The organism is Kitasatospora sp. NPDC056273 (assembly GCF_042268845.1).
In the GTDB taxonomy this organism is placed as follows: domain Bacteria; phylum Actinomycetota; class Actinomycetes; order Streptomycetales; family Streptomycetaceae; genus Kitasatospora.
This window is the reverse complement of sequence record NZ_JBHJSJ010000070.1, coordinates 16,732-41,718: the sequence shown is the minus strand read 5'-3', so window position 1 is coordinate 41,718 and position 24,987 is coordinate 16,732. Positions and strand designations below refer to the sequence as shown.

25 protein-coding genes are annotated in these 24,987 nt (G+C 74.7%); 13 read left to right on the top strand and 12 right to left on the bottom strand.

The genetic code is table 11. From position 1 onward, the window contains the following. Positions 1-22 precede the first annotated feature (22 nt). Positions 23-1,477 carry a PTS transporter subunit EIIC gene (locus ACFCY1_RS36965; protein ID WP_375877370.1) on the bottom strand — a complete coding sequence of 485 codons (1,455 nt, stop codon included), beginning with the start codon at positions 1,475-1,477 and terminating at the stop codon, positions 23-25. A gap of 31 nt (positions 1,478-1,508) precedes the next feature. Further along, on the bottom strand, positions 1,509-2,114 hold the full coding sequence (locus ACFCY1_RS36960; RefSeq protein WP_375877369.1) for a MarR family winged helix-turn-helix transcriptional regulator: 606 nt from the start codon (positions 2,112-2,114) through the stop codon (positions 1,509-1,511). A gap of 190 nt (positions 2,115-2,304) precedes the next feature. Between ACFCY1_RS36960 and ACFCY1_RS36955 the strand changes: the two genes are divergently transcribed. The 6 genes from ACFCY1_RS36955 (at position 2,305) to ACFCY1_RS36930 (ending at position 8,238) form a co-directional block, all read left to right on the top strand. Beyond that, the gene (locus ACFCY1_RS36955) at positions 2,305-3,504 is read left to right on the top strand and encodes a cytochrome P450 (protein WP_117486442.1); all 1,200 of its coding nucleotides are present in this window, start codon (positions 2,305-2,307) and stop codon (positions 3,502-3,504) included. Between the two features lie 94 nt (positions 3,505-3,598). Next, positions 3,599-3,796 carry a ferredoxin gene (locus ACFCY1_RS36950; protein WP_049654383.1) on the top strand — a complete coding sequence of 66 codons (198 nt, stop codon included), beginning with the start codon at positions 3,599-3,601 and terminating at the stop codon, positions 3,794-3,796. Beyond that, positions 3,793-5,001 (top strand): NAD(P)/FAD-dependent oxidoreductase, encoded by a 1,209-nt coding sequence (locus ACFCY1_RS36945; protein ID WP_375877368.1) that lies wholly within the window; start codon positions 3,793-3,795, stop codon positions 4,999-5,001. Before ACFCY1_RS36950 ends, ACFCY1_RS36945 begins: the two co-directional genes overlap by 4 nt. 177 nt (positions 5,002-5,178) lie before the next feature. Beyond that, positions 5,179-5,766 (top strand): hypothetical protein, encoded by a 588-nt coding sequence (locus tag ACFCY1_RS36940; RefSeq protein ID WP_375877367.1) that lies wholly within the window; start codon positions 5,179-5,181, stop codon positions 5,764-5,766. A gap of 154 nt (positions 5,767-5,920) precedes the next feature. Continuing rightward, complete coding sequence (locus ACFCY1_RS36935) at positions 5,921-7,783, top strand: MFS transporter (protein WP_375877366.1); 1,863 nt, start codon at positions 5,921-5,923, stop codon at positions 7,781-7,783. Beyond that, a complete protein-coding gene (locus ACFCY1_RS36930) occupies positions 7,780-8,238 on the top strand; it encodes a MarR family winged helix-turn-helix transcriptional regulator (RefSeq protein ID WP_375877365.1) in 459 nt (152 codons plus the stop codon). Before ACFCY1_RS36935 ends, ACFCY1_RS36930 begins: the two co-directional genes overlap by 4 nt. A 36-nt stretch (positions 8,239-8,274) precedes the next feature. On the opposite strand, the gene ACFCY1_RS36925 is transcribed toward ACFCY1_RS36930, so the two are convergent. Continuing rightward, positions 8,275-9,474: an enoyl-[acyl-carrier-protein] reductase FabV gene (locus ACFCY1_RS36925; protein WP_375877364.1), complete on the bottom strand. Its 1,200-nt coding sequence runs from the start codon at positions 9,472-9,474 to the stop codon at positions 8,275-8,277. Between the two features lie 359 nt (positions 9,475-9,833). On the opposite strand from ACFCY1_RS36925, the gene ACFCY1_RS36920 reads away from it, so the two are divergent. After that, positions 9,834-11,543, top strand: coding sequence for a cytochrome bc complex cytochrome b subunit (locus ACFCY1_RS36920; protein WP_375877363.1), 1,710 nt, complete (start codon positions 9,834-9,836; stop codon positions 11,541-11,543). On the opposite strand, the gene ACFCY1_RS36915 is transcribed toward ACFCY1_RS36920, so the two are convergent. The 3 genes from ACFCY1_RS36915 to ACFCY1_RS36905 all read right to left on the bottom strand — a co-directional run bounded on the left by ACFCY1_RS36915 (position 11,509) and on the right by ACFCY1_RS36905 (position 14,471). Beyond that, on the bottom strand, positions 11,509-11,904 hold the full coding sequence (locus tag ACFCY1_RS36915; RefSeq protein WP_049660513.1) for a cytochrome c oxidase subunit 4: 396 nt from the start codon (positions 11,902-11,904) through the stop codon (positions 11,509-11,511). The genes ACFCY1_RS36920 and ACFCY1_RS36915 overlap by 35 nt on opposite strands. After that, positions 11,901-13,616 carry a cytochrome c oxidase subunit I gene (ctaD, locus tag ACFCY1_RS36910; RefSeq protein WP_375877362.1) on the bottom strand — a complete coding sequence of 572 codons (1,716 nt, stop codon included), beginning with the start codon at positions 13,614-13,616 and terminating at the stop codon, positions 11,901-11,903. The genes ACFCY1_RS36915 and ctaD overlap by 4 nt, the downstream gene beginning before the upstream one ends. Positions 13,617-13,829: 213 nt before the next feature. Beyond that, complete coding sequence (locus tag ACFCY1_RS36905) at positions 13,830-14,471, bottom strand: L-threonylcarbamoyladenylate synthase (RefSeq protein ID WP_049660133.1); 642 nt, start codon at positions 14,469-14,471, stop codon at positions 13,830-13,832. Between the two features lie 229 nt (positions 14,472-14,700). Between ACFCY1_RS36905 and ACFCY1_RS36900 the strand changes: the two genes are divergently transcribed. Next, positions 14,701-15,042: a hypothetical protein gene (locus ACFCY1_RS36900; protein WP_117486450.1), complete on the top strand. Its 342-nt coding sequence runs from the start codon at positions 14,701-14,703 to the stop codon at positions 15,040-15,042. A gap of 75 nt (positions 15,043-15,117) precedes the next feature. Here the strand turns inward: ACFCY1_RS36900 and ACFCY1_RS36895 are convergent, their stop codons facing one another. The 3 genes from ACFCY1_RS36895 to ACFCY1_RS36885 all read right to left on the bottom strand — a co-directional run bounded on the left by ACFCY1_RS36895 (position 15,118) and on the right by ACFCY1_RS36885 (position 17,873). Then, entirely contained in the window at positions 15,118-15,273 is a 156-nt protein-coding gene (locus ACFCY1_RS36895) for a DUF6131 family protein (protein ID WP_143204583.1), read from the bottom strand. Between the two features lie 167 nt (positions 15,274-15,440). Then, on the bottom strand, positions 15,441-16,964 hold the full coding sequence (locus ACFCY1_RS36890; RefSeq protein ID WP_074003516.1) for a threonine/serine exporter ThrE family protein: 1,524 nt from the start codon (positions 16,962-16,964) through the stop codon (positions 15,441-15,443). A 249-nt stretch (positions 16,965-17,213) separates the two neighbouring features. Then, on the bottom strand, positions 17,214-17,873 hold the full coding sequence (locus ACFCY1_RS36885) for a TetR/AcrR family transcriptional regulator (RefSeq protein ID WP_375877361.1): 660 nt from the start codon (positions 17,871-17,873) through the stop codon (positions 17,214-17,216). Positions 17,874-18,050: 177 nt separating this feature from the next. On the opposite strand from ACFCY1_RS36885, the gene ACFCY1_RS36880 reads away from it, so the two are divergent. Together ACFCY1_RS36880 and ACFCY1_RS36875 are read left to right on the top strand one after the other, a co-directional pair. Beyond that, the gene (locus ACFCY1_RS36880; protein WP_117486453.1) at positions 18,051-18,689 is read left to right on the top strand and encodes an SRPBCC family protein; all 639 of its coding nucleotides are present in this window, start codon (positions 18,051-18,053) and stop codon (positions 18,687-18,689) included. Between the two features lie 130 nt (positions 18,690-18,819). Continuing rightward, positions 18,820-18,993 (top strand): CsbD family protein, encoded by a 174-nt coding sequence (locus ACFCY1_RS36875; protein ID WP_082346046.1) that lies wholly within the window; start codon positions 18,820-18,822, stop codon positions 18,991-18,993. A gap of 108 nt (positions 18,994-19,101) precedes the next feature. On the opposite strand, the gene ACFCY1_RS36870 is transcribed toward ACFCY1_RS36875, so the two are convergent. After that, the gene (locus ACFCY1_RS36870; protein ID WP_375877372.1) at positions 19,102-20,505 is read right to left on the bottom strand and encodes an FAD-dependent monooxygenase; all 1,404 of its coding nucleotides are present in this window, start codon (positions 20,503-20,505) and stop codon (positions 19,102-19,104) included. A gap of 85 nt (positions 20,506-20,590) precedes the next feature. On the opposite strand from ACFCY1_RS36870, the gene ACFCY1_RS36865 reads away from it, so the two are divergent. After that, positions 20,591-21,337 (top strand): TetR/AcrR family transcriptional regulator C-terminal domain-containing protein, encoded by a 747-nt coding sequence (locus ACFCY1_RS36865; RefSeq protein ID WP_375877360.1) that lies wholly within the window; start codon positions 20,591-20,593, stop codon positions 21,335-21,337. Between the two features lie 108 nt (positions 21,338-21,445). On the opposite strand, the gene ACFCY1_RS36860 is transcribed toward ACFCY1_RS36865, so the two are convergent. Further along, entirely contained in the window at positions 21,446-23,437 is a 1,992-nt protein-coding gene (locus ACFCY1_RS36860; RefSeq protein WP_375877359.1) for a LamG-like jellyroll fold domain-containing protein, read from the bottom strand. 250 nt (positions 23,438-23,687) lie between these two features. Here ACFCY1_RS36860 and ACFCY1_RS36855 point away from each other — a divergent pair, with 250 nt between their 5' ends. Both ACFCY1_RS36855 and ACFCY1_RS36850 read left to right on the top strand, forming a co-directional pair. Then, positions 23,688-24,173, top strand: coding sequence for a DUF6343 family protein (locus tag ACFCY1_RS36855; RefSeq protein ID WP_375877358.1), 486 nt, complete (start codon positions 23,688-23,690; stop codon positions 24,171-24,173). Positions 24,174-24,310: 137 nt separating this feature from the next. Beyond that, positions 24,311-24,535 (top strand): hypothetical protein, encoded by a 225-nt coding sequence (locus ACFCY1_RS36850; protein WP_049656887.1) that lies wholly within the window; start codon positions 24,311-24,313, stop codon positions 24,533-24,535. A gap of 166 nt (positions 24,536-24,701) precedes the next feature. Here ACFCY1_RS36850 and ACFCY1_RS36845 read toward each other — a convergent pair whose 3' ends face one another. Continuing rightward, positions 24,702-24,938 carry a DUF6296 family protein gene (locus ACFCY1_RS36845; RefSeq protein ID WP_375877357.1) on the bottom strand — a complete coding sequence of 79 codons (237 nt, stop codon included), beginning with the start codon at positions 24,936-24,938 and terminating at the stop codon, positions 24,702-24,704. Positions 24,939-24,987: the final 49 nt, after the last annotated feature.

Sequence of the window (24,987 nt, the reverse complement as noted above, 5' to 3'; positions counted from 1 at the left end):
CCCTTCGGCGGCGGCCCGGCGGCTATTCCGAACCCCCCTCCGGGGCAACGGCGTTGTACTCGGCGAGGGTCTCGCGGGTGAAGCCGAAGAACCAGGTGGCGAGGAAGCCCGCGACATAGCCGGTCAGCAGCCCGCCGCCGTAGACGGCGGCGCTCGCGAGGAGACCGTGCGGGCCGGCCAGGAGCGGGAAGAGGGCCCAGCCGGAGGGGCCGATGGCGGTGGAGCCGACGGCGTCGCCGAGCTGTCCGGCCACCCCGATGAAGGCGCCGCCGGCCGCGCCGCCGACGCAGGCGGTGACGAACGGGCGCCCCAGCGGCAGGGTGACGCCGTAGACCAGGGGCTCGCCGACGCCGAGCAGGCCGGCCGGGAGCGCGGACCTGATGGTGGCCCGGATCGAGGCGTTGTGGCGCAGCCGCAGGTAGACCGCCACCGCGCAGCCGACCTGTCCGGCGCCCGCCATGGCGAGGATCGGCAGCAGGACGGTGGAGCCCTGCTGCTGGATCAGGGTGGTGTGGATCGGGATCAGCGCCTGGTGCAGGCCGAGCATCACCAGCGGCAGGAAGAGGCCGCCGAGCACGAGTCCGGCGAGCAGGCCGCCGTGGGCGAGCAGCCAGGTGGCGGCGTGGCCGATGGCGGTGGAGACCTCCCCGGCGACGTACATCAGGCCGAACAGCGCGGCCAGCCCACCGAGCAGGACGGTGACGGTGGGGGTGACCAGGACGTCCAGGGCGGCGGGCACCAGCCGGCGGGTCCAGCGCTCCAGGTGGACGGCCAGCAGTGCGGCGCCGAGTGCGCCGACCACGCCGCCCTGGCCGGGCGTGAGGTGGTGGCCGAAGGCCTCCACCTTGGCGACCCCGGCGTAGACGATCACGCTGGCCACCGCGCCGCCGAGCACGGGCGTGCCGCCGAACTCCTTCGCCGTGTTGTAGCCGACGAAGACCGCGATCAGCGACATGAACCCGGAGGAGACCGGGCCCAGGGCGGTGACCAGCGCCGGTGCCCAGCCGAGGTTGGCGAGCGCCCCGGAGAGGCCGGCGACGATCCCGCAGCCGATCAGGGCGGGGATCAGCGGGACGAAGATGTTCGCGATCCGGCGCAGCGCCAGCTTCACCGGGGTGGCGTTGCGCACCCGGCCCTGGGCCCGGATGCGCTCGCCGCGCCCGGCGAGGTCCTCGGCGGTGGGGGCGGCCGCCGGGCCGGGGGCCCCGTCCTGCGGGCCGGGGGGCTCCAGGAGCCGGCGCAGCCCCGCGGTGACCCCGGCGACGGCGGCGGGCCCGAGCACGATCTGGTAGGTGTCGTCCTCGACCGTGCCCAGGACCTCCGGCAGCGCCCGGAGCGCCTCGGTGTCGACCAGGGCGCGGTCCGCCAGGCCCAGCCGCAGCCGGGTCATGCAGTGGGCGACCGAGCGGATGTTGGCGGCGCCGCCGACCAGCGGGAGGATCGCCTCGGCCACGGCGCGGTTCTTCTCGTCCGACATGCCGGAGGACGTACCCGGGCGCTCCCCCGGCTCAACCGCCTTGGTACGCGGCCGTTCTGGGCCCCGCGGCCGGAGCCGGTGCGCCGGCGGCGCCGTCCGTCCGGTCCGGGAGCGGGTCGTCGTCGGCCCCCGTGGCGCGCACCCGGTGCACGTACCGGTCGATGAGGTGGCGCAGCACGGTGGCGGTGGTGACGACGTCCGCCTCGGGGATGCCGTCCAGCGCGTCGGCGAGCCCGATGATGTTGGCCTGTTTCAGGCGGTCCAGCACTTCCCGTCCGCCGCGGGTGATGGCCACCTGGCGGGCCCGCCGGTCCTGCGTGTCCTGGCTGCGTTCCACCAGCTGCTGGCCCTGGAGGCGGTCGATCTGGCGGGTGACGTGGGAGGGCTTGACCATCAGGCGGTCGGCCAGGTCGCTCACCCGGCTGGCCTCCGCACGCTCGGCGAGCGCGCGCAGCAGGTAGACGTCCGAGCGGGCGGCGGTGATGCCGGCCTTGGCGGTGCGGCGCTCGTGCTCCTGTGACCGTGTCAGCAGGTAGGCCAGGGTGGCCAGGACGTCCTCCAGGCCGTCCAGGCCGTTCGGGCCCTGCGGCCGGCAGGCGGTGGTCCGGTCGTCTTCGGCGTCTTCTTCGTCCGACATGGGGGAACTGTAGCGATCCGGTCCGGGCGGCGGCCGGGACGGGGAGCCGGCGCCGGGTTTCGGACAGTTTCGGCCGTCACCCGATCCGCCCTTTCGCCACCACGGAACGCGAGTTAGCGTGACTTTCAGTTAGTTGCTTTGGGCACGTAACTAGGTGCCCACGGCTCGACTCCCGGAAGGGGATCCACCGATGGCCACCGCCGAGAAGACCCCCCGATTCACCCACCCCGCCGCCCGCGGCACCTGCCCGTTCGCCCCGCCGCCCGCCTACGACCAGGCCCGGCAGGAGGAGCCGGTCAGCCGCGTCACCCTGTGGGACGGCTCCACCAGCTGGCTGGTCACCCGCCACGAGGACGTCAAGGCCGTCCTCTCCGACGCCCGGTTCAGCTCCGACTCCACCCGGCCCGGCTACCCGTTCATCAGCGCGGGCGCCCGGCAGCTGAACACCGGACGGCCGACCATCATCCGGATGGACGCCCCGGAGCACACCCACTTCCGCCGGATGCTGACCGGCGAGTTCATGATCAAGAAGGTCGAGGCGCTGCGCCCGGAGATCCAGCGGATCGCCGACGACCTGCTGGACCGGATGACCGACGGACGCTCCGGCGCCGACCTCGTCCACGAGTTCGCCCTGCCGCTGCCGTCCCTGGTCATCTGCCTGCTGCTCGGCGTCCCCTACCAGGACCACGACTTCTTCCAGGAGTGCAGCCGCGTCCTGCTGCGCCGCGACTCCGCCGCCGAGGACGTCGCCGACGCCCAGGCCAAGCTGGTCGACTATCTGATCGGGCTCACCGAGACCAAGCGCACCCACCCCGACGACGGCATCCTCAGCCGCCTGGTGGAGCGCGGCGAGCTGAGCACCCAGCAGATCGGCGACATGGGCCGGCTGCTGCTGATCGCCGGACACGAGACCACGGCCAACATGACCGCGCTCTCCGTGCTCGCCCTGCTGCGCAACCCCGACCAGCTCGCCCACCTGCGCGAGCACCCCGAGTCCGTACCCGGCGCGGTCGAGGAACTGCTGCGCTACCTGACCATCGTGCACTCCGGCGTGACCCGGGTCGCCACCGAGGACGTCGACCTGGGCGACGTGCGGATCGCGGCGGGCGAAGGCGTCATCTGCATGGTCAACACCGCCAACCGGGACGAACGGGAGTTCCCCGACGGCGACGAGCTCGACCTGACCCGCGACGCCCGCCGCCACCTGGCCTTCGGCTTCGGCGCCCACCAGTGCCTGGGACAGCCGCTCGCCCGGCTGGAGTTGCAGATCGCGCTGGCCACCATCCTGCGCAGACTGCCCGGACTGCGCCTGACCGTGCCGTTCGAGGAGGTCCGCTTCCGCGGCGAGATGCTCATCTACGGCGTCCACGAGCTGCCGATCGCCTGGTGACCCGGGCTCCCCCGGGAGCCCCCGGAACCACACCAACCCACCTGCCCCGCACCGGAGTCCACACCGCCGGGGCGCCCGTTCCGAAAGGAAGACCATGCTCGTCCGGATCGACCAGGAGAAGTGCTGCGGCGCCGGGCACTGCGTGCTCGCCGCCCCCGACGTCTTCGACCAGCGCGACGAGGACGGCATCGTCGTCCTGCTCGACGCCCGACCGCCCGCCGAACTCCACCAGGCCGTCCGGGACGCCGCCGCGGTCTGCCCGGCCTCGGCCATCACCCTGGACCAGGCGTGACCGCACTGCGGGACGTGGCCGTGGTCGGCGCCGGCGCGGCCGGGCTGCACGCCGCCGAGGCGCTGCGCCGGGCCGGCTACGACGGCCGCCTCACCCTGATCGGGACCGAGCCCGAACCGCCGTACGACCGGCCGCCGCTGTCCAAGCACCTGCTCGGCGGGGAGTGGCAGCCCGACCGCCTGGCCCTGCGCGGCCCCGAGGCGCTGGAGGAGCTCCGGCTCGACCTGCGCCTCGGGGTCCGGGCCGAGCGGCTGGACCGCCGGGAGCGGACCGTCCGGCTCTCCGACGGCGGGCGGGTGCGCTGCGAGGCCGTCATCGTGGCCACCGGGGTCCGCCCGCGCCGGCTCCCGGGCGCCGACGCTCCCCGGCCCGGGGCGCACGTACTGCGCACCCTCGCCGACGCCCTCGCCCTGCGCGAGGAACTGCGCGCGGGCGTACGGCTGTTGGTGGTCGGCGGCGGGCTGCTCGGCGCCGAGGCGGCGGCCACCGCCGTCGGGCTCGGCGCCGAGGTGACCTGGCTGACCTCCACCGCCATGCCGCTGGCCGCCGTCCTGGGCACCGAGACGGCCGCGCTGCTGGCCGGCCTGCACCGCGAGCACGGGGTGCGGCTGCACCGGGGCGTGGCCACCGGGCTGCTCGAACGGCGCGGCCGGGCCGTCGGCGTCCGGCTCGCCGACGGCTCCGAACTGGCCGCCGACGCCGTGCTGATGGCCGTCGGCTCCGAACCGGCCACCGAGTGGCTGGCCGGCAGCGGCGTCCCGCTGGACGACGGCGTGGTCTGCGACGCCTACTGCGCCGCCGGCCCCGGCGTCTGGGCGGCCGGGGACGCCGCCTCCTGGCCCGACCCGCGCACCGGCCGCCACCACCGCCTCGAACAGCGCACCAACGCCACCGAGCAGGCCATGCACGCGGCCCGGAACCTGCTGGCCGGCCCGGACGGCGAACGGCAGGCCTACCGGCCGGTCCCGTACCTGTGGACCGACCAGTACGGGCTGCGGGTCCAGGTGTTCGGCCGGCCCGGCGGCGCCGAGCGGTTCGAGGTGGTCGACGGCAGCCTGGCGGAGCACCGCTTCGCCGCCGTCTGCGTCCGGGACGGCCTGGTCACCGGCGCGGTCGGGATCGCCTCCGCCCGGGCGCTGCGCGGGCTGCGCGCCCAGGTCGCGGCGCACGGACCGTGGCCGCCCGAGCAGTCCGAGCAGGCCTGAGCCGCCCCGCCGCTGCCGCCCCACCGCCGTAGCCCCGCCGCCGTCGCCCTGCCAGTGCCGCCCGCCGTCCCCGCCCGCCAACCGGGCGAGGCGGCGGGCGGACCGGCATGGTGCGAGGGCCCCGGCACGGCCCCGCCCGGAGACTGGTGGCCCGCCGCCGGCCAGGGGAGAGAGCGCATGGACGACCACAGCCACCGAGCCGCCCGGGGGCCCGCCCCCGCCCCGGGGGTGACCTCGCGGGCCGGGGTCCTGGGCACCGCACTGGCCGCCGTCCTCGCCTTCTCGCTCTCCTCCGGCTCCTGGCAGTGGTTCTCCACCTACCTCGGGCTGACCCTCCTCGCGGTGGTCCTCTCCTCCACCCGCCCGCCGAGCCGCGCGACCGACACCGGGGACGGCTACGCCCGGAGCCTGGCCGCCTACACGCTCGTCATCGGACTGTGCGTGGCCCTCGCCCTGGCCCCGGCGATGCAGCGCTGGTCCTGGCTGTTCCCGATGCCGGGCACCCGCCGCGACTGCCCCCGCCTGGGCGACTACGCCCGGCTGCAGGCCCAGGCCTCCCTCGGCGACCTGGCCACCCGGGACGGCGCCGCGCTCGCCGCCGCCCAAGGCGAACAGGCCCGGCACGCCGTCGCCGACTGCCTGTCCGCGACCACCACGCTCTGGCTGCCCGTGTACGCGCTGGCCGCCGCGCTGCTGGCCGCGCTCGCCGTCCGACTGCTGGACCGGGGCGGCCGCCGGGGGCCCTCCCGGTCCGTCGAGGGGTGACGGAGGGCGGACGGGCGGCGCGCCCCGGACACTCCCCCGCGCTCCCCGTGCCCCGGCCGGGTCTACCGGTCGAACATCCGCCGGACTATCGTTAGTTGGCGGAAGCTATCGAATTCCCCACGCCGACCCGCCGGCCGGCCAGCAGGAGGCAGCGGTGGCGACACGACTCTCCGACGGCGGCAGGACGGGGCGGCCGCACCCGGCCGGCCACGGTGTGGCACCGGAGCACCCCCGGTACAAGTGGGTGGCGCTGTCCAACACCACGCTCGGCACCCTGATCGCCACCGTCAACGCCTCGATCGTGCTGATCTCGCTGCCCGCGATCTTCAACGGCATCGGCCTGGACCCGCTCCGCCCCGGCAACGTCAGCTACCTGCTGTGGATGCTGATGGGCTACATGCTGGTCACCGCCGTGCTGGTGGTCACCCTCGGCAGACTGGGCGACATCCACGGCCGGGTGCGGATCTACAACGCGGGCTTCCTGATCTTCACCCTCACCTCGGTGGCACTCTCCCTCGACCCGCTGCACGGAGGGCCCGGGGCCCTGTGGCTGATCGGCTGGCGGGTCGTGCAAGCGGTCGGCGGGTCGATGCTGATGGCCAACTCGGCGGCGATCATCACCGACGCCTTCCCGGCCCGCCAACGCGGCACGGCCCTGGGGGTGAACATCGTCGCGGGCATCGCCGGGTCCTTCATCGGCCTGGTCCTGGGCGGGCTGCTGGCCGAGTGGAACTGGCGGTCGATCTTCTGGGTCAATGTGCCGATCGGCATCCTCGGCACGGTCTGGGCCTACCGGTCGCTGCGCGAGACCGGGGTGCGCAAGCCCGCCCGGATCGACTGGTGGGGCAACATCACCTTCGGCGTCGGCCTGACCGCCCTGCTCGCCGCGATCACCTACGGCATCCAGCCGTACGGCGGCCACACCATGGGCTGGACCAACCCCTGGGTGCTGGCCGGACTGTTCGGCGGGGTGGCCCTGCTCGCCGTCTTCTGCCTGGTCGAGTCCCGCACCGCCGAGCCGATGTTCCCGCTCTCGCTCTTCCGCGACCCGGTCTTCGCGGGCGGCAACGCGGCCACCCTGCTGGGCTCGATCGCCCGCGGCGGACTGCAGTTCATGCTGATCATCTGGCTGCAGGGCATCTGGCTGCCGCTGCACGGCTACGACTACGCCGACACCCCGCTGTGGGCCGGGATCTACCTCGTCCCGCTGACCGTCGGCTTCCTGGCCGCCGGACCGGTCGCCGGCTACCTGTCCGACCGCGCCGGAGCCAGACTCTTCGCCGCCGGCGGACTGGTGGTGATGGCCCTGTCCTTCGCCGGGCTGCTCCTGCTGCCCACCGACTTCGGCTACCCGTGGTTCGCCCTGCTGGTGTTCGTCAACGGCCTGGGCGGCGGCCTGTTCGCCGCCCCCAACACCTCGCTGATCATGTCCAGCGTGCCGGCCGCCGCCCGCGGCGCGGCCTCCGGCATGCGGGCCACCTTCCAGAACGCCGGCATGGTGCTGTCGATCGGCGTCTTCTTCTCCCTGATGGTGGCCGGCCTGGCGGGCTCGCTGCCGCACACGCTCACCGCCGGACTGACCGCCCAGGGCGTGCCCGCCGCCGACGCGCACGCCATCGCCTCGCTGCCGCCGGTGGGCACCCTGTTCGCGGCCTTCCTCGGGTACAACCCGATCCAGCAGCTGCTGGGCCCGCAGGTGCTCGGGCAGCTGCCGGCGGACAACGTCCGGACGCTGACCGGTCGGGAGTTCTTCCCCCAGCTGATCTCGGGGCCCTTCCACGACGGGCTGGTGGTGGTGTTCTGGCTGGCGATCGCGATGTCGCTGGTCGCCGCGGCCGCCTCGCTGGTGCGCGAGCGGACCCGGCCCGCCGCCGCGCGTCCGGCCTCCGCACCGTCCGGCTCCGTACCGTCCGGCGCCTCACCCTCCGGTGCCGCGCCGACGGCCGGGCGGCCGGCCACCACCGCGCCCGCCCCCGCGCGGCCCGCCGCCCCGCCGACGAAGGAGCCCGGGCCGTGAGCGCGGACGGCGACGGCCGCGGCGGCCTGTCCGCCGAGGCCGTCGTCCGGCTCCGGCTGGCGATCGGCCGGCTCAACCGCCAGCTGGTCCGCGCCTCCGGCGACCAGGACCTCACCGCCGCCCAGCTCTCCGCCCTGGCCCGGGTGGAGCAGCACGGGCCGCTGCGGCTCGGCGAACTCGCCGCACGCGAGGGCGTCGCGGTGCCGTCCATGGTCCGTACGGTCACCCCGCTGGTCGCCGACGGGCTGGTCGCCAAGACCCCCGACCCGCAGGACGGACGCTCCCAGCTGCTCGCCCCCACCCCGCTCGGGCTGGAGACGCTGGCCCGGATCCGCCGCGAGCGCACCGCCCTGCTGGCCCGCCGCAGCGCCCGGCTCAGCCCCGAGCAGTGCCGCGCCCTGGAGGCGGCGCTGCCCCTCCTGGAGCTGCTGCTCGACGAACCCGGCACCCCCTGACCCGGGTCCGGCCCCGGTCCGCCGACGGCCGGACCGCTACCGCTGCCCCGGCCAGGGCACCGAGGTCTCCACCCCGACGGTGTAGTCGACGCCGGGGACGTCCCAGCCGTACAGCTGCCGGAACTGGTTGTAGAACCAGGCGGCCCCGGCCGGGTCGGCGGCCAGCGCGGCCGCCGGGTCGGCCCACAGCTCCCGCACCCGGTCCTGCACGGCGGGGTCGAGCTCCCAGCCGTCCAGGCGGATGCGGCCCCGGTCGTCCAGGGCGGGTTCCCTCGCGCCGGTCAGCTGCTCCCACAGGTCCACGGCCTGGTCGTCGGTCGTGCGCCAGCCGTCCTCGCCGAGGACGTTGCGCAGCAGCGAGGTGTAGAGGGCGATGGAGGGGATGGCGGTGGACGCCTGGGTGACGGCCGCGCCGGCGACGACGGTGAACGCCCGGCCGCGGTCGGCGAGCACCCCGGTCTGCAGCTCCCGGGCGGTGGCCTCCAGGTGCTCCTTGGCGGCGCCGATCGTGCCCTGCCGGTAGACCGGCGCGGTGATCTCGGAGCCGACGTAGGACAGGGCCACGGTGGTGAAGCCGGGGGCGAGCAGGTCCGCCTCGGCCAGCGCCCGCACCCACAGCCCCCAGTCCTCGCCGCCCATCACCTTGACGGTCGCCGCCCGCTCGGCCTCGTCGGCCGGGGCGAGGTCGACGGTGCCGACCCGCGGGGCCCCGTCGTCGAACAGCAGGGACGGCGAGGTGTACGGGGAGCCGATCGGCTTGATCACCGAGTGGTGGACCTCGCCGGTGGCCGGGTCGGTGCGCCGGGGCGAGGCCAGCGAGTAGACGAGGTGGTCGACCGGGCCGTACCGCTCGGCGAGCAGCTTGAGCACCTCGGCGCGGGTGGCGTCGGCGTAGGCGTCGGCGTTGAGGAAGGTGACGTCTCCCCCGCTGCCCTCGGCCAGGGCGGAGGTCGCGGCGGTGCGGTACCAGCCGGCGGTGGCGGTGCGCCGCTCGGTGGCGGCGCCCTCGTAGGCGACGCCGATCCCGCGGACGCCGTGGCGGCGCAGCCCGGCGAGCAGGATCGCCTGGCCGTACCCGGCGCTGGCGCCGAGGACCAGGACGACCGGGGCCCGTCCGGTCGCGGCCGCGGGCTCGATGCGCCGCCACTGGCGGTCGACGGTGGCCTCGCTGCCGGCCGGGTGGGAGTTGACGATCAGGTAGCCCCGCTGCTTGGGGGTGATCTGCTGGATGCTCACGCGGTGGCGCCCTCTCCGATCCGGAGATCGTGATCAAGGTGTCGGTCGTCCGGAGCCTATCCGCGCCGGCGGGCGCCGCCCTTGCCATGCCGTCACGGAAGTTTCGGCCCGCGGTTGTCGGGGGTCGTCATTGCGGCGGGCGTCCGCGTGGGCTATCCCGCTGGGCGGTCCACGAGGTCCCCCGGTCGATCTCCACGAGGTCCCTCCGGTCGGTGACGTTCCCCGGTCGCACCGCGCCGGCCGTGCTGCTGTCCCGGGCGGCTCACCGCGACGGCCGCCCGTTCCGCCGTTGGAGTGCTCTGCCGCCGCCGACCGCGCTCGGCCGCCCCGCGTGCCGTACGGCCCACTAGGTTCCTGCCGTGGACGAAACCAGGGCTTCGAACGGGCACCAGCCGTCCGCCGGCGAGCGCGTCACGGCCCGCCTGGACGGGCGGCTGCCGGTCACGGAGGCGGGCCGGGAGCTGCTGCGCAAGGTCTTCCCGGACCACTGGTCGTTCCTGCTCGGCGAACTCGCGCTGTACAGCTTCGTGGTGCTGCTGCTGACCGGCGTCTACCTGACCTTCTTCTTCCGGCCGAGCATGAACGAGGTCGTCTACCAGGGCGCCTACCTGCCGCTCGACGGCGTCCGGGTGTCCGAGGCGTACGCGTCGACCCTGCGGATCAGCTTCGAGGTGCGGGGCGGACTGATGATCCGTCAGATTCACCACTGGTCGGCCCTGTTGTTCGCCTCGGCGATCGGCGCGCACCTGCTGCGGGTGTTCTTCACCGGGGCGTTCCGCCGCCCGCGCGAGCTCAACTGGGTGATCGGGGTGACGCTGTTCAACCTCGCGCTGCTGGAGGGGTTCTCCGGCTACTCGCTGCCCGACGACACCCTCTCCGGCACCGGCCTGCGGATCGCCGAGGGCGTGCTGCTCTCGGTGCCGCTGGTCGGCACGTACCTCACCCTGTTCGCCTTCGGCGGCGAGTTCCCCGGGCACGACGTCATCCCCCGGCTGTTCACCGTGCACGTCCTGCTGGTCCCCGGCCTGCTGCTGGCCCTGGTCGGCGCGCACCTGACGCTGGTGGTGGTGCTGAAGCACACCCACTGGGCCGCCCCCGGCCGTACCAACCGCAACGTGGTGGGGATGCCGTTCTTCCCCCAGTTCCTGACCCGAACGACGGGCCTGCTGTTCGCGGTGGGCGGCGTGATGGCGCTCTCCTCGTTCCTCGCCGAGGTCAACCCGGTCTGGCGGTACGGCTCCTACCGCCCCGACGTGGTCGGCACGGGCGCGCAGCCGGACTGGTACATCGGCTTCATCGAGGGGGCGCTGCGGCTGATGCCGGCCGCGGAGACCAGGGTGCTCGGGCACACCCTGTCCTGGAACGTGCTGCTGCCCGCCCTGGTGGTGCCCGGCCTGCTGTTCGCGGCGCTGTACGCCTACCCCTTCGTCGAGCGGTGGCTCGACCCCGGCACCGGCGAGCACCACCTGTGCGACCGCCCGCGCAACAGGCCCACCCGCACCGCGCTGGGCACCGCCGGGATCACCGTCTACGCGGTGCTGCTGGTCGCCGGCGGCAACGACGTGATCGCGTACGCCTTCGGGCTCGACGTCAACGCGCTCACCGTGGTGCTGCGGACGGCGCTGGTCGTGCTGCCGCCGGTGGTCTTCCTGCTCACCCGGCGCCTCTGCCTGGCCCTCCAGGCCCGGGACCGCGACCGGCTGCTGGACGGCGACGAGACCGGCCGGATCGACCAGGCCCACGACGGCGGCTTCTCCGGCCACCGCCGCCCGCTGCCCGAGGCCGAGCGGTACGTGCTGCTGGCGCGCGCCGAGGCCGAGCCGGTCACCGCCCCGCAGGGGGCGCCGCGGCACGAGCGGGTGCGCGCCGCCGCGAGCTCCTGGTTCCACCGCGACCGGGTCGAACTGCCCGCCACCGCAGGGGAGTCGGAGCGGATGGCGGCCGTCCTCACCGCCCCGGCCCATCCCGCTCCCCCGGCCGGCCCGGCACCCGGGGCGGGCCCGGGCGGCCCGCTCCGGTGGCTGCTGCGCCGGCTCAGCCCGCGCCGTGGTCGCGGTACTGGAAGATGAAGCCGGCGACGGCGAGCGCGAGCACCAGGGCGCCGACGACGATCAGCCAGCGGGCGAACACCAGCCCCAGGGCGAAGACCGTCACGCCGACCGCCGCGAGGACCGGGTAGCCGCTGCGGGCCGGGAAGAACCCCACCGGCCCGGCGGCCTCCGCGATCTCGGCCTCCTCGCGGTCCTGCGCCCGGCCGCCGCCCGACCGCCGGTACTGGACGAACCAGAACAGCGCGACCAGACCGGACATCAGGAACGCCACCGTCAGGATCGCCTTGCCGGCCGGCTCCCGGGCCCAGAGGCCGTAGACCAGCCCGGTCACCGCGAAGAACGCGGTCATCACCGCGAACAGCCACCCCTCCGCCTTCACCGCCCGCTCCCCCGTCCGCCGGTACGGCCGTACGGCACACCGGAGTCGCCGGTCGACGACTCCGCCGCGGACACCTCCGGGTGGTGCAGGTCGAAGGCCGGCGACTCCGAGCGGATCCGGGGCAGCGCGTGGAAGTTGTGCGGCGGCGGCGGGCTGGAGGTGGCCCACTCCAGCGACCGGCCCCAGCCCCACGGGTCGTCCTCGGCGACCTTCTCGCCGTACCTGGTGGTCCGCCAGACGTTGTAGAAGAACGGCAGGTTGGAGACCCCGAGCAGGAACGAGCCGATCGAGGCGCACACGTTCAGGGCCGTGAAGTCGTCCACCGCCAGGTAGCTCGCGTAGCGGCGCGGCATCCCCTGGGCGCCCAGCCAGTGCATCACCAGGAAGGTGGTCTGGAACCCGGTGAACAGGATCCAGAAGTGCGCCTTCCCCAGCTTCTCGTCGAGCATCTTCCCGGTGAGCTTCGGCCACCAGAAGTAGAAGCCCGCGAAGGTCGCGAAGACGACCGTCCCGAACAGCACGTAGTGCAGGTGGGCCACCACGAAGTAGCTGTCGGTGACGTGGAAGTCGATCGGCGGCGCCGCCAGCAGCACCCCGCTCAGCCCGCCGAACAGGAAGGTCACCAGGAAGCCGACCGACCAGAGCATCGGGGTCTCGAAGGAGAGCGAGCCGTTCCACATCGTCCCGACCCAGTTGAAGAACTTCACCCCGGTGGGCACCGCGATGAGGAAGGACATCATCGCGAAGAAGGGCAGCAGCACCTGGCCGGTGGCGAACATGTGGTGCGCCCACACCGACATGGACAGCGCGGTGATGGCGATGGTCGCGCCGACCATCCCGTGGTAGCCGAACAGCGGTTTGCGGCTGAACACCGGGATGATCTCGCTGATGACGCCGAAGAACGGCAGCGCGACGATGTACACCTCCGGGTGGCCGAAGAACCAGAACAGGTGCTGCCACAGCAGCGCCCCGCCGTTCGCCGCGTCGAAGGCGTGCGCGCCGAACTTGCGGTCGGCCTCCAGGCAGAGCAGCGCGGCGGTCAGCACCGGGAAGGCCAGCAGCACCATGACCGAGGTGAACAGCACGTTCCAGGTGAAGACCGGCATCCGGAACAGCGTCATGCCCGGCGCCCGCAGGCAGGTGATGGTGGTGATGAAGTTGACCGCGCCCAGGATGGTGCCGAGGCCGGCCACCACCAGGCCGAACGCCCACAGGTCCCCGCCCGCCCCCGGCGAGAACAGCGGGCCGTTCAGCGGCGCGTAGGCGAACCAGCCGAAGGAGGGCGCGCCCCCGGTGGTGAGGAAGCCGCTCAGCACCGTCAGCCCGCCCAGCAGGAACGCCCAGTAGGTGAAGGCGTTCAGCCGGGGGAAGGCGACGTCCGGCGAGCCGATCTGCAGGGGCATGATCGCGTTGGCGAACCCGGCGAAGGTCGGGGTGGCGAACAGCAGCAGCATGATCGTGCCGTGCATGGTGAACAGCTGGTTGTACCGCTCGTTCGACAGCAGCCCGGTGTCCGGCCCCAGCAGCTGGGCCCGCATCAGCAGCGCGAGCACGCCCCCGACCAGGAAGAAGCCGAAGGCCGTCGCCAGGTAGAGGTTCCCGATGACCTTGTGGTCCGTGGTGAACAGCCAGCGCAGCAGCGTGCTGCCCTGCCGGACCCTCACCCGGGTGCGGTCCCGCGCGGGGGGCGGCGCGGTGGACGAAGCGTTCATGGAACCTCCGCAGCGGAGCCGGTGACGCCCCCGGTCGCGGCGCCGACCCCCTCCCCGGCCCGGCGGAGGGCCCGCCCTCGCACGCCATCGCCGACCCTAGCGGCGGCGGCCCGGGCCGCCGGGGCGCCACGCGGTACGGCCCGTCGACCGGGTGCGGCGCTCCCGCGGACCGGGGCTTCGCTTACGCGGGCCGGGGCTCCGGGGTGTCCGGGCTCAGCGCTCCCGCAGGTCGGGGACCACCTCGCGCAGGCGCTCGGCGCCGATCGCGCCCGCCCGCAGCAGGACCGGCACCTCGCCGGTGATGTCCACGATCGAGGAGGGCACGGCGGCCGCGGTCGGGCCTCCGTCGAGGTAGACGGCCACCGAGTCGCCGAGCATGCCCTGGGCGGCGTCGCAGTCCTGCGGCGAGTCGTGCCCGGTCAGGTTCGCGCTGGAGACGGCCAACGGCCCGGTGGCGTTGAGCAGTTCGATGGCGACCGGGTGCGCGGGCATCCGCACCGCGACCGTCCCGTTGGTCTCGCCGAGGTCCAGCTCGACCGAATCCAGGTGGCGGGCGACCACGGTCAGCCCGCCCGGCCAGAACTCCTTGACCAGGTCCCGCGCGCGCTCCGTCACCTCGACCAGCCCGTCCAGCGCCTCCGGGGAGCCGACCAGCACCGGCGAGGGCATGTTCCGTCCCCGGCCCTTGGCGCGCAGCAGGCGGTCGACCGCCCGCGGTGCGAAGGCGTCCGCGCCCACGCCGTACACGGTGTCCGTGGGCAGGACGACGAGTTCACCGCGGCGCACCGCGGCCACGGCCTCGCGCAGCCCGGCCGCGCGCTCCGACGGGTCCGAACAGTCAAAACGACGAGTCATCAGGGGTCTCCACCGGCGGGCCGCCGGCCCGCCCCGTTCCTCCGGCCCGGCCACCTCTCCGGCCGGACACGACCTGGTCAGCCTACCCGTCCCGCTCCCGCCGCCCGGCCACGCCCCGGGGTCGCGGTGTGCGGGGCTCCTCGGCCGCCCGGGTGGCTCGGGACAGTGCCGCCGTACCGGGCCGCCTTCCCCGGGGGCGGGCGGTGGCGGGCGGACGTAGGTTGCGCACATGACCAGTGACGAGACGGTCCCGGCCGTGGGAGTGCGTCCGCTGGACGAGGTGTTCGCCGCGATCGACAGGGTCAACCGGCGGCCCCGGCCCTGGACCGGCTTCGAGCACGGCGTGCTCGGCGCCTACCGGTGGGCCGCCGGCGCCCAGGTCGCGGCCCCGGTCACCGCCGCCGCCACGGCCGGCTCCATCGGCCCGTGCCTCGCCCAGCTGCTGGCCGAGTGCCAGGCCGCCGCCGTCCGCCTCCACCTCGTCCGCACCCAGGGGGCGGACCACACCTACGTCCTCGGCGTCCACCGGGCACTGGCCTGGCTCTGCGGGCTGCACGAGGACCGTCCCTGAACGACCGTCCCCGAGCCCGGCGGGCCCGGGGCGTCGAACGGGTGGCGCACGGCGGTGAACAGGGCGCAGTCCCGGTCAGTAGTAGTGGCGGCGGCCGCCGACGGCGTGCCCGAGCGTTCCGGCGAGCCACAGGACCAGGCCGACGACGGCCAGCACGATGCCGATGGTCCACAGGATCGAGATTCCGGTGACGAAGCCGATGATGAGCAGGATGACGCCGAGGAGTATCACGAGGGTCTCCCGGGTTGGTGGGTGGCTGTCGGCGGGGGCGGCCCGGTCGGCCCGAACCGGCCGCAGCGGTCGTCCCCGGGGATCGGGGCCTGTCCTGCCCGGCCCGTCTCCACACCCCCCGCGTCTACCGCGCCGCGGCCCGGGCAAACCGCCCCGCCGCTCCCCCGTCAGCGCCGGTGGCGGCCGCCCTGTCGGCGGGGCGGCGCGGCCACCCGGGGCGCGGGCAGGAAGAGCCGGGCCAGCTCGCGGCCCAGGTTGACGCCGATGGCGAGGGCCATCGCCATGGCGGCGGCCCGCCCGATGCCGCTCAGCCCGATCTCGGGTTCGCCCCGGACGAAGGCCAGCATCCCGAAGTACAGCACCGAGCCGGGCAGCAGCGGCCCCAGGGCGGCGGTGATGTGCGGCAGCGCCGAGCTGCCCCGGCAGCGCGCCATGAGCTGGCCGGACAGGCCGACCAGCCCGGCGGCCAGACCGGTGGCCAGGATCGGCTCGCCGCCCGCGTTCACCAGCACCCCGTACGTGGTCCAGCCGGCCGCGCTGTTCAGCAGGACCGCCGGCAGCGTGGCCGGCTCGGTGTTCAGCAGCACCGCGAACGCCAGGGTGAGCAGCACCGCGGCGGCGAGTTGCAGCGGGGGGTTGACCGCCCCGGGCGGGACGTCCTGGGCGGCGAGGTCGGCCCCGTTGTTGACGCCGACGTAGAGCACCGTCATCACCCCGACCACCACGCCGGTCATCAGGTAGAGCGCTTCGAGCAGCCGGGCGGCGGCGGTGAGGTAGAAGCCCGCCAGGCCGTCCTGGGCCGCCGCCACCATGGGCCACCCCGGCAGCACCGCGAACAGCCCGCCGGTGATCACCACCGATCCGCGCAGGTGCAGACCGTTGAACGACAGCAGGATGCCGATCACGGCGGCGGGCACCGCCGCCACCACGAACTGGTAGAACGCCGGGAGGTCGTGGCGCGCCACCAGGGCCGAGAAGCGCTCACCCACCAGCGCGGCGACGACGGCGCTGGCGAACACCAGCCAGGCCCGGGCGTCGGCCCGGCCGCCGATCAGCAGCGTGGCGGCCCCGGCCATCCCGCCGCAGGAGAGCACGAACAGCCGGCCGGAGTACCGGCGGCGGCGCCGGCGGGCCGCCACCAGGCGGCCGTGCGCCTCGGGGACGGCCATCCCGCCCACGGCGATCTCGGTGACCAGCCGGAACACCAGGGCCAGCCGCGCGTAGTCGACGGCCGGGCGGCGCACCGAGCACTCGGCGGTCAGCGAGGGCTCCGACGGGCCGGGCTGGTAGGAGATCGCCACCCGGGTGAAGGTCACCTGCGGGTCGCAGGGCTGGACCCGGTAGGCGTGGGCGACGGCGAGCATCGCGGCCTCGACGTCCTCCGCCGCCTCGCCGCTGGCCAGCAGCAGCTCGCCGACCAGCAGCGCGAGGTCCAGCACCCGGGCCGGCTCGACGCCCGTCGGCGGGTCCGCGCCGGCCCCCTCCGGCGCGGGCCGGCGGTCGGCCGTGGGGGTGCGCAGCAGTGGCAGCATCAGGTCGGGCCAGGGGACCGCGGTGCCGTCACCGTCCGGTCCGGGCCGGGCGCCCGCCCCGCGCTTCCCGGACGCCGGGGCCTGGGGCGGCACCCGTTCGGGCCGGGTGGGGTGTCCTTCCGGGCCGGCGGGCGCACCGAGCTGCTCGTGTTCCGTCATCGCGACTCCCTGACCCCACCCCCTCCGCCAACACCGTGCAGCCCTTCAACTACCCGGAGTGACGCTGCGGCGAACGCGCCACACCCGGCACACCCGTACGAACCGGAGCACGACCGGCCGTACACGCCCCAGTGCCCCGCGCGTGCCGACCTCGGGGCGGGGGCCGGCCGGGCGCCGGGGCCCCGGTGGCACCGACGGGGCGTGGCCGCGCGACGACGGCGGACAGGCGACGACCGGGAGGCGGCCGGGTCAGAACCGCGGCGTCAGCAGGCTCGCCAGCTCGGCCTCGAAGAGCAGCCCGGGCCGGAAGCCCATGCCGGTGAAGTGTCCGGCGAGCTCGAGTGACAGCACACCGTGCAGGCGGGTCCAGAAGGCCAGGAAGCGGTGGAGCACCTCGGGCGGGGCCGGCTGCTCGCCCGCCCAGTCCCGGCCCAGCAGGTGGGTGGTGAACGGCGCCTCCGGGGTGTCCGCTCCGGCCGGGGCGAGCGCCGCGCAGGCGTCGACCAGGGTCCGCATGACCTCGTCGGCGATGGCGGTGGTGTCCTCGGGCGCGCGGTAGCCGGGCACGGGGGTGCCGTAGATCAGGAAGTACCGCTGGGGGTCGGCCAGCGCCCAGTCGCGCAGGGCGTGGGCGAGCCCGGCCAGGTCGGCGCCCTCGGCGGCGGCCGCGCCGAGGGTGTCGGCGAGGCTGCGGTACGCGTCCCGGACGAGCTCGGTGATCAGCTCGTCGCGGCCGGCGAAGTAGCGGTAGAGCGCGGGGCCGCTCATCCCCATCCGCTTGGCGATCGCGTTGACGGAGAGCGCCGAGGCGCCCGCCGTGGCGATCTGCTCCCAGGCGTGCGCCTTGACCTCTTCGCGCACCTGGGCCCGGTAGCGCTCGCGCGGGGTGTCCGCGCCCGTCCTCGCCATGGCCTTCGCCCGCTCCCCGCGTCGCCCGACTACATGTTCACGCTTCCGTTAGAAGGTATCACGGAACCTGTTGACGCCCCGGTCCTCGCGGAGTTACAACTTCTAACGAAGGCGTGAGCATCTAGCTCGCAAGGCGTCCGAGCCGTCCCGACGGCCGACCAGTGAATGGGGAGTTCCATGTCCGCCACGCGCAGCTCCACCCGCGGCACCGGCATCCGCACCGCCCTGCTGACCCTCCCGCTCGCCCTCGGGCTGCTCGGCGCCGCCGCCGCGCCGGCCGGGGCCGCCACCGCCCACCGCCCCGGCTCCTCGCTCACCTGCGGCGGGGCGGGCGTCGATCCCGACGCCCCCGTCCGCCACCGGACCGAGGCCGTGATCCACGCACCGCTGCGGACGGTCTGGCGGCTCCAGACCGACGTGGCGCGCTGGCCCGACTGGCAGGCGCCGGTGCGGAGCGCCGAGCGCCTCGACGGCGGCCCGCTGCGCCCGGGGTCGGCGTTCCACTGGACCACCCCGCTGCCCCCGAACCCCGCCTCGGCCGACCCCGTCCTGGAGATCACCTCCACCGTCCGACAGCTGCGGCCCGGCGCCTGCATCCGCTGGACCGGCCCGGCGGTCGCGACCGGGCTGCGGATCGACGGCGTCCACGTGTGGAACTTCACCGAGGTCCCCGGCGGCGTCCTGGTGCGCACCGAGGAGACCCACACCGGCCCCCAGGTCGACGCGAACGTCCCCGCCGCCACCGACATCCTCCGCCAGGGCCTCGAAGGCTGGCTGCACGACCTGAAGACCGCCGCCGAGGCCCGCACCCGGTAGGACCGGCCGGACCGACTCGCCGGACTGTCCCGCCGGACCGACTCGCGGACCCCGCGCATGGAAGCCCGCTCCCCGGGCAGACGCCGCCCGGGGCGGACCTTCGCCCCGTCGACGAGAGGAGGCACCCGCCGTGGGTACCGAGGAGAAGCTGCGCAACATGGCGGAGAAGGCCGGCGGCAAGGCCAAGGAAGCGGCCGGGAAGGCCACCGGCGACCGTTCGACCGAGCTCAAGGGCAAGGCCGAGCAGGCGAAGAGCGACCTGAAACAGGCCGTGGAGAAGGTCAAGGACGCGGGCAAGCACTGATCCGGCACCCGGCCGGTCGTCCCCGGACGGCCGCCGGGTGTCCGCGCTTCCACCGCGCCCGGCGCACCGGCGTCGCCGGCCGGCCCGGGCACGGACCCCCGGAGCCCCTCAGGGGGCGAGCAGCCCCTGTCGCCCCGCGTAGGCCGCGAGGCCGTCGGCGGTAGCGCCAGCCCACCCGAGGTAGCCGTCCGGCCGGACCAGGAACACCCCGGTGCCGTACGCCTCGTAGGCCGGGATGCGGACCACCGGGGCGGTGACGGCGGGCAGCGGGGTGTCCGTGCCGACGGTGAGCAGCGTCCAGTGCGGGCCGCGGAAGGCGTCGAACAGCCGGGTGCCGCCCCGGCGGCCGTCGGGGGCCCGGTCGCCGGCCCGCAGCGCGTCCGCCGGGAGGTCCTGGCGGGTCTCCACCGAGAGCGCGGACTCCCGGTAGCCGAGGTCGAGTTGCTGGGTCGCCCGGCCGCGGCGCTGCTCGCCGCGGTGGACCCTGGTGGACAGTTCCAGCATCGCGGCCGCGTTGCCGCGGCGCTCCTCCTGGTAGCTGTCGAGCAGCCCCTCCCCCGATCGCCCGGTCAGCACCGCGGCCAGCTTCCAGCCCAGGTTGTAGGCGTCCTGGACGCTGGTGTTCAGGCCCTGCCCGCCGGCCGGCGAGTGGACGTGCGCGGCGTCGCCCGCCAGGAAGACCCGGCCCGCGCGGAAGCGGTCGGCGAGCGCGGCACGAGGGCGGAACTCGGAGATCCAGCGCAGTTCGGTGACCTGCTCGGCGGCCAGGTGGGAGCGGGCCGCGACCACCGTGCGCAGCCCGTCGAGGGTGAGGTCGACGGCCGTCCCCTCCGGGAACTGGGCGACCAGCTGGAAGTCCTCGGTGCCGCCGAGCGGGCAGATCGCCAGCATCCCCTCCTCGGAGCCGAACACGTGCCAGTGCTCGCGGTCCAGCCCGTCGATCCGGACGTCCGCGACCAGCATCGGGTCCGGGTCGACGGTCTCGCCGGTCATCCCGATGCCGAGCAGTCGCCGCACCGTCGAGCGGCCGCCGTCCGCCGCGACGACGTACCGCGCCCGGACCGGGCCGCCGGCAACGAACTCGGCGGTCACGCCCTCCTGGTCCTGCGCCAGGCCGACCAGCTCCCGGCCGAACGCGACCTCGCCGCCCAGCTCGCGCAGCCGCCCGTACAGCACCTGCTGGGTGCGCCACTGGGGCAGCATCAGCGCCTCGGTGTACGGCTCGGCCTCGGAGGGCTCGGTCGGGTCGAACATCCGGCGCTCGCCCTGCGGTTCGCCGTCCCGCCAGAACAGGTTGGGCGGGTAGTGCCCGGCGACCGCGCGGACCCGGTCGAGCACGCCGAAGTCGTCGAGCACCTCCAGCGTGCGCGGCTGGAGGCCCTTGCCGCGCGAGCCGGGGAAGAGTTCCGCGCCGCGCTCGACCACCAGCGCGGCGACGCCGTGCCGGGCGAGGTCGAGCGCCAGGGCCAGTCCGGTGGGCCCGGCGCCGATGACCAGGACGTCCGTGTGCATGCCGTGAGAAGCCACGACAACCTCCTTAACGTTGTTAAGTAGCCGTTGCCGACAGCGTGCACTTAACGGCGTTAAACTGTCAACCGTGACCCCCCAGAGAACCCCCAAGCTCGACCGCGGCCAGGTCGTCGACACCGCGCTGGACCTGCTGAACGAGGCCGGCCTGGACGGCCTGACGCTGCGCGCCATCGCCGCCCGGCTCGACGTCAAGGCGCCCGCGCTGTACTGGCACTTCAAGGACAAGCAGGCGCTGCTGGACGAGATGGCGACCGAGATGATGCGCCGCATGACGGCCCGGGCGGCGGCGGGCGCGGGCGCCGGGGCGGACGGGGCCGACGCGGCCAGCGGGGCCGACGGGGCCGACGGGGCCGACGGGGCCGACGGGGCCGACGGGGCCGGTCGCGCCCCGGCCCCGGGCGACTGGCGGGAGACCTACCTGAGGACCATGCGCACCCTGCGCGCCGAGCTGCTGCGCTATCGCGACGGCGCGAAGGTCTACAGCGGCTCCCGGTTCACCGACACCGGCTACGCGGCCGAACTGGACACCTGGCTGCGCCTGCTGGTCGAGTCCGGGTTCACCCCGGTGGCCGCCGCCCGGGCCTGGCAGACCGCCTACAGCTACACCATCGGCTACGTCATCGAGGAGCAGGCGATGGGCCCCAACCCCTTCGACGGCGAGGAGGGCTACGACCTGGACGCCCGCGCCGAGCGCCTGGCCGCCCACCCGCTGGCCGCCGAATCGGGCCGGGTGATGTTCCAGGACTTCGACGAGGGCTTCGAGCAGGGCCTGGCGGCGGTGCTCGCCGGGGTCGAGGCCACCCTGCTCGGCTGACGGCTCCGGCGTGGTCGCCAGCCGATCGCCGTTCGCCGTCCCGGAAACGACCGCACCGCCGGGCCCGTACCAGGGCCCGGCGGTGTCCGTGCCGCGCGGGAGCGCGGGTCAGGCGGTCATGAACTCGCCCACCCGCAGCGCCCGCTTCACGATCCGGACGTCCCCGATGTACCCGTGGAAGACCTTGTCCAGCACCCCCGCGTACGCGTAGCCGCCCAGCATCCACGGCCGTCCCAGCGTGGTCAGTCCGACCGCGGGTGTCGCCGGGTTGCGTGCCACCTCGCAGCCGTCGACGTACATCCGGCTGAGCTTCCCGTCGTTGACCACCGCGACGTGCCACCAGTGGTCCAGCGGCAGCTGGTGGCCCCAACAGGTGGACGCCCCGGTCTGGTTGAGCGGATAGACGCACCACTGGAGGGCCGGCGCCTCGGAGACGCTGAGCGTCGCGACCGGCTCGTCGGCGTCCGTCCCGGGCCCGCTCCTGCCCGCCTCGGCGCTCGTCCCCCAGCGGCTGAGCAGGGCGGACCAGCGGCTCTGCGCGGAGTCCCAGTCGGCGGGCAGCTTGAAGAAGGCCTCGACGGTGAACCCGCGCTCGAAGGTCTCCCGGTTCACCGGCGCGGTGGGCACCGTCTGCAGGTAGCCGCCGCGGACCGGCGAGCGGGTGCCCCTGAACAGCAGGCTGCCGTGGCCCGGCTGGTCCGGGTGGTGCTCGGCGGACCAGCTGAGCGCGCCGTCGGGCGTGCCGGGGGCGCTCTGCCAGAGCAGGTCGTTGCCCTGCCCGCTCAGGTCCTTGACGACCTGCTGCGGGGCGACGGCCGCACCGTCCGCGCCGCCGTTGTCGAACCGCCAGTAGGCCACCGTGTCGCGGACCAGCAGCTCCCCCGCCCGGCGCGCCGGGCGCTGCGGGACGGGTGCGAAGCCGGCGAAGCGGCGCTCGAAGTCGATCGCGAGCGAGAAGCGGTCCACGTCCGAGGTCAGCTCGACGTGCTGGGCCGCCAGCGCGTTGCGCTCCTCGGCCGCGATCTGCTGGATCCAGGGCGAGAAGGTCGACACGTCGACGGTGCCGCGGTCGAGGTCGAAGCGGTACGCCCGGATCATCGCCGCGCCGCCGTAGTAGCGGTCCTGGTAGTTGGTGATGTGGACGTGCACGTCGTGGCCGGCCCTGTTCCGCAGCACGGTGCGCCCGGGCGGCCAGTAGTGCCCGTTGACGGTCAGGAAGATCTGGTCGTTGCCGTCGATCAGCCGCTCCCAGAGCCGCTTCCCGTTGTCGGACAGCTCGGCGCGGCCGCCGTCGTCGGCGTGCGCCAGGTCGTGGGTGGTCAGGATCACCGGAAGCTTGGGGTTCGCCGCGATCACCCCGTTCGCCCAGGCGAAGCCCGCGTCGGAGAGCCGCCAGTCCAGCGAGAGCACCATCCAGTCGCGGCCCGCCGCCCGGAACACGTGGCAGGTGTTGTAGCCGTCCGGGCTGGAGCCGCGGTAGCCGGAGGTGCGGGCGGCCCTGGCCTTGCTGAAGGTCTCCAGGTACGGGGTGGTGCCGCGCTGGTCGTCGGTCGAGGAGCGGACGTCGTGGTTGCCCGCGAGCACGCCGTAGGCCGCGCCCGCGTCGTCCAGCAGGCCGAACACCTTGGTGACGGCGGCGTACTCGACGGCCAGGCCGTTCTCGGTGACGTCGCCGAGGTGGGCCAGGAAGACGATGTTGTCGTCCGTCCCGTCCTCCCGGTTGACCCCGCCGTCCAGCACGTAGCGGACCGAGGCCTCCAGCGGCGCCGGGTGGATCCGGTCCTGGTCGAACAGGTACTGGGTGTCCGGCATGACCACGACGGTGAACTGCCGGGCGTCCGGGTCGGGCTGCCACCGCCCCTTCCCCTTGCCCTTCCTGGGCGCCTTCACGGCCGCACCCGCCGCGCCCGCCGCCTCGGGCCCGGCCGCCTGCGCCGGCACCGCGCCGAGCAGACCGAGCCCGGCGGTGCCGACCCCCGCGCCCAGCAGACCGGCCCCGCGCAGGAACCGGCGCCGACTGTCCGCGGCCGGCCCCTCCCCGTCGAGGTCGGCCGTCCGCGGGCAGCCGCACTCGTGCTCGGTCGCTTGGTTGTCGTGCATGTTCGCTCCCGGAAGTGGTGTGGGCCCTGACGGTAGGGACCGGGACTGGTCGGAGATCATCGGGCGGGCCATGCCCCGGTGAACAGCGGCCGAATCCGCCGGGCTTCGGGGCCCGGGCGGCGGGCGGCGGTGGGCGACGGCGGGCATCGGCGGGCCGGTGCGGGCGGGTGCCCCGCGGGCGTGTGCCGGCGCCGGAACCGGGTAGGCGCGCCGACGGAACACAACCGGCCGAATCCGTTCGGGGGCCGCCATGGCCGTACGACCCAGCCCAGACCTGCCGCACGCGGGCGGGGCCCGCCGCCGGAGCGGCGAGCGCCACGACTTCCCGCACACCCCGCAGGGCCCCGGCCGGACGATGCCCCAGCTCCGGCCGCAGGAGACGGTGCGCCGGGGCACCGAGCCGGTGACCGCCCGCTCGGACCTGGAGCTGCGGCGGGTGCTCTCCCGGGTCTTCCTCGTCCTGTTCCTCGGCGGGGCGGTGGCGTTCGCCGTGCTGGCCGCGCTGGCCGGCCCGGGCCCCGCACCCAACCAGGGGACCTACGCCTTCTTCGCCGCCCTGTGCGCCGGGTTCGCCGGCATCACCGCGCTCGACCTGCTGGTGATCCGGCGCCGCCTGGCCGCCGGCCAGGGCCGCGACCGGGCGGGCGGCCCGGGGAGCACAGACTCGGGGACCACGGCCTCAGGAATCAGGCCTCCGGGGCCCCCAGGACACCCGGGCCCCGACCGGCGGGACTGAGCGTGCGGCCCCCGACCGTCGCCCGCCCAACCGTCACCGGCGCCTCAACCATCCCACCGGGTCTGGCCCGGTGGCCGTTCGGCAGATCGCGGGTTTGCATGGAGTCACCGAGCCCCCAGCGATCCGGAGGTAGCGCCGTGTACGAGATGTGGGCCGAGCACGACCCGGCGGTCTCCCCACCCGCCGTGGTGTGGCACGTGGTGGCCAAGGACGACGCGAGCTCCTCGCTGTGCGGGCGGTTCCTGGAGCCCTCCCAGCGCGTCGTCCCGGTGGGCGACGGCGCCGGTGCGGCCGGGCCGGACCGGTACTGCGACCCCTGCCTGGTCACCGTGCGCGAGGCCTTGGCCGCCAGCGCTCGGTGACCTTTCGTCGCGACCTCCGCCCTCCGTCGCCTTCCTCTTCCTCTCGACACGCGTCGTGGCCGTGTGCGCTCGGCCACCTGCCCACGACCACGCGCTCACGGCCCACGTGTTCACGACGACGCGCTCTCGGTTCACGACGAGGTGCTCACGGCTCACGACGAGGTGCTCACGGCAGCGGCACCGCCATCAGGCAGGGGTGCCGCCTGCCCGTTGTGGGAGCCGCCAGGACGGTGGCCACCCCGCCGGTGATCTCCACCCGAAGGTCGCCGTCCGAGCTCTCCCAGACCAGGCCCCCGCCGGGACCGACGGCCTGCGTCTCATACACGACGACGACGGACGGTGGAGCGTGCCCGCCGATCGGGCCGGGGAGCGTCACCGCGTAGCGGCGGGTGAGGCTTTTCATCTCGGCCTCCTTCTCCCCCCTCCCTGCGCCATGGATTCTCCCCTCATCC

Coding starts and splice junctions, on each gene's coding strand:
- ACFCY1_RS36965 (WP_375877370.1), bottom strand. CDS start 1,477: ATGTCGGACGAGAAGAACCGCGCCGTGGCCGAGGCGATCCTCCCGCTG.
- ACFCY1_RS36960 (WP_375877369.1), bottom strand. CDS start 2,114: ATGTCGGACGAAGAAGACGCCGAAGACGACCGGACCACCGCCTGCCGG.
- ACFCY1_RS36955 (WP_117486442.1), top strand. CDS start 2,305: ATGGCCACCGCCGAGAAGACCCCCCGATTCACCCACCCCGCCGCCCGC.
- ACFCY1_RS36950 (WP_049654383.1), top strand. CDS start 3,599: ATGCTCGTCCGGATCGACCAGGAGAAGTGCTGCGGCGCCGGGCACTGC.
- ACFCY1_RS36940 (WP_375877367.1), top strand. CDS start 5,179: ATGGACGACCACAGCCACCGAGCCGCCCGGGGGCCCGCCCCCGCCCCG.
- ctaD (WP_375877362.1), bottom strand. CDS start 13,616: ATGAACGCTTCGTCCACCGCGCCGCCCCCCGCGCGGGACCGCACCCGG.
- ACFCY1_RS36905 (WP_049660133.1), bottom strand. CDS start 14,471: ATGACTCGTCGTTTTGACTGTTCGGACCCGTCGGAGCGCGCGGCCGGG.
- ACFCY1_RS36900 (WP_117486450.1), top strand. CDS start 14,701: ATGACCAGTGACGAGACGGTCCCGGCCGTGGGAGTGCGTCCGCTGGAC.
- ACFCY1_RS36890 (WP_074003516.1), bottom strand. CDS start 16,964: ATGACGGAACACGAGCAGCTCGGTGCGCCCGCCGGCCCGGAAGGACAC.
- ACFCY1_RS36885 (WP_375877361.1), bottom strand. CDS start 17,873: ATGGCGAGGACGGGCGCGGACACCCCGCGCGAGCGCTACCGGGCCCAG.
- ACFCY1_RS36880 (WP_117486453.1), top strand. CDS start 18,051: ATGTCCGCCACGCGCAGCTCCACCCGCGGCACCGGCATCCGCACCGCC.
- ACFCY1_RS36870 (WP_375877372.1), bottom strand. CDS start 20,505: ATGCACACGGACGTCCTGGTCATCGGCGCCGGGCCCACCGGACTGGCC.
- ACFCY1_RS36860 (WP_375877359.1), bottom strand. CDS start 23,437: ATGCACGACAACCAAGCGACCGAGCACGAGTGCGGCTGCCCGCGGACG.
- ACFCY1_RS36855 (WP_375877358.1), top strand. CDS start 23,688: ATGGCCGTACGACCCAGCCCAGACCTGCCGCACGCGGGCGGGGCCCGC.
- ACFCY1_RS36845 (WP_375877357.1), bottom strand. CDS start 24,938: ATGAAAAGCCTCACCCGCCGCTACGCGGTGACGCTCCCCGGCCCGATC.